The following is a 1,832-nucleotide window of genomic DNA, read 5'->3' as shown; positions in this document are numbered from 1 at the left end:
GACAGCAAAGAAATGTTTGAATATCTGAAATCTTACTCACCGGTTCACCAGGTAAAAAAAGACGTTTGTTATCCTTCAACCATGATTATTACCAGCGATCACGACGACCGCGTTGTTCCGGCGCACTCTTTTAAATTTGGTGCTGAGCTTCAGGAAAAACAGTCTTGTAATAATCCGGTTTTGGTAAGAATTGAAGTGAATGCGGGCCACGGAGCAGGCAGAAGTACAGATCAGGTCATCGGTGAAAATGCTGATTTACTTAGTTTTGCATTGTATGAAATGGGGATTAAAGCATTAAAAAAATAAAACTTAAAAAAATGATCACGCTAAACTTCCTGAAATTTTCAGGAAGTTTTTTTAGCTATCGAAGCAAAAAATAAATCATTATTTTTACGCAATGAAACAGAATGAAATCTCCGAATTTTATGATGAATACGTTCAGCGGCAAACAAAAACCGGTGCCAATGAAAGACTTATTTCTCTTTATAAAAGATTGCTGAACGGCGGGTTGAGTACCGATTCTAAAGTCCTGGAACTGGGTTGTGGTGTTGGAATTTTCACTAAACTTCTTGCAAAAAAAGTAAAGAACGGAATCATCGAAGCCGTGGATTTAAGTGCAAAAAGTGTCGCCGTTGCAAAAAACGAACTGAAATATAGGAAGAATATTCATTTTGATGTCGCTGATGTGGTGGAATATAAACCCAAAAATTCAGATTTCGATATGATTACGTTGATGGACGTTATCGAACATATTCCTTTGGAGCATCACGCAGAACTTTTCCGAAATTTGGCAGAAATTGCCACGGAAAAAACAAATATTCTTATCAATATTCCCAATCCGCAATATATTGGTTATGCGAGAATTAACCATCCCGAAAGCCTGCAGGTAATTGATCAGGAAGTAGAACTTTTTACCCTGATGCAGCATCTGGAAAAAAACGGTTTGGAACTTGTGTATTTCGAAAAATATGGAATTTGGGAACAGGACGACTATCATTTTATGGTCATCAGAAAGAAGAGGAATTTCGAACTGAAACATCTTGCTGACCAAAGAAACTTTTCCGAAAAAGTATTCCATAAAATTACCACCAAAATAGATGCAGCTAAATACAGATAACTGCAGAAAAACTAATCATTATTAAATTTCCAAAACCCCGAATCTAATTGTTATTTTTGTGGGAGAATAAAAAAATGTCAGATATTATAAAACTTTTGCCGGATCATGTCGCCAACCAAATCGCAGCGGGAGAAGTGGTGCAGCGCCCTGCGTCTATTGTAAAAGAACTTATGGAAAATGCCATTGATGCAGGCGCTACAAAAGTTGAACTCATTGTTCGTGATGCGGGGAAAAATTTAATTCAGGTTGTAGATAATGGCAGCGGAATGAGCGAAACCGATGCCCGACTTGCATTTGAAAGACACGCGACATCAAAAATAAGTACCACCGAAGATATTTTCAGGATTTCAACCAAAGGATTCCGTGGTGAAGCGCTGGCTTCTATCGCTGCGGTGGCTCAGGTGGAACTGAAAACCAAAACCCAAGACGCCAAAACCGGAACCAATATTTACATCGAAGGAGGCGGATTTCAGTTTCAGGAACCGATACAGACTGCCGAAGGATCTAACTTTTCAGTAAAAAATCTCTTCTACAACGTTCCGGCGAGACGCAAATTCCTTAAAAACAACAATGTAGAATTCCGTCATATTATTGATGAATTTCAAAGGGTTGCATTGGCGCATGAAAATCTGGATTTCGAGCTTTTTCATAACGATGATATTGTTTTCCGCCTTCGTAAATCGAGTCTGCTGCAGAGAATTGTAGAGATTTTCGG

At 38.6% G+C, this 1,832-nt stretch carries 3 protein-coding genes; all 3 read left to right on the top strand.

Features of this window, described 5'->3' with window-relative positions:
• The coding region (locus tag V5N63_RS04620; RefSeq protein WP_332032998.1) for a prolyl oligopeptidase family serine peptidase at positions 1-306 on the top strand (306 nt) is incomplete at its 5' end.
• A 91-nt stretch (positions 307-397) separates the two neighbouring features.
• A complete protein-coding gene (locus tag V5N63_RS04615; RefSeq protein WP_332032997.1) occupies positions 398-1,117 on the top strand; it encodes a class I SAM-dependent methyltransferase in 720 nt (239 codons plus the stop codon).
• Between the two features lie 74 nt (positions 1,118-1,191).
• A partial coding sequence (gene mutL, locus V5N63_RS04610) for a DNA mismatch repair endonuclease MutL (RefSeq protein WP_332033019.1) occupies positions 1,192-1,832 on the top strand: 641 nt, incomplete at its 3' end.

Source organism: Kaistella sp., assembly GCF_032060305.1.
GTDB classification, from domain to species: domain Bacteria; phylum Bacteroidota; class Bacteroidia; order Flavobacteriales; family Weeksellaceae; genus Kaistella; species Kaistella yananensis.
Note: the sequence above shows the minus strand (reverse complement) of the source record. Positions and strands in the feature narration are given on the sequence as shown.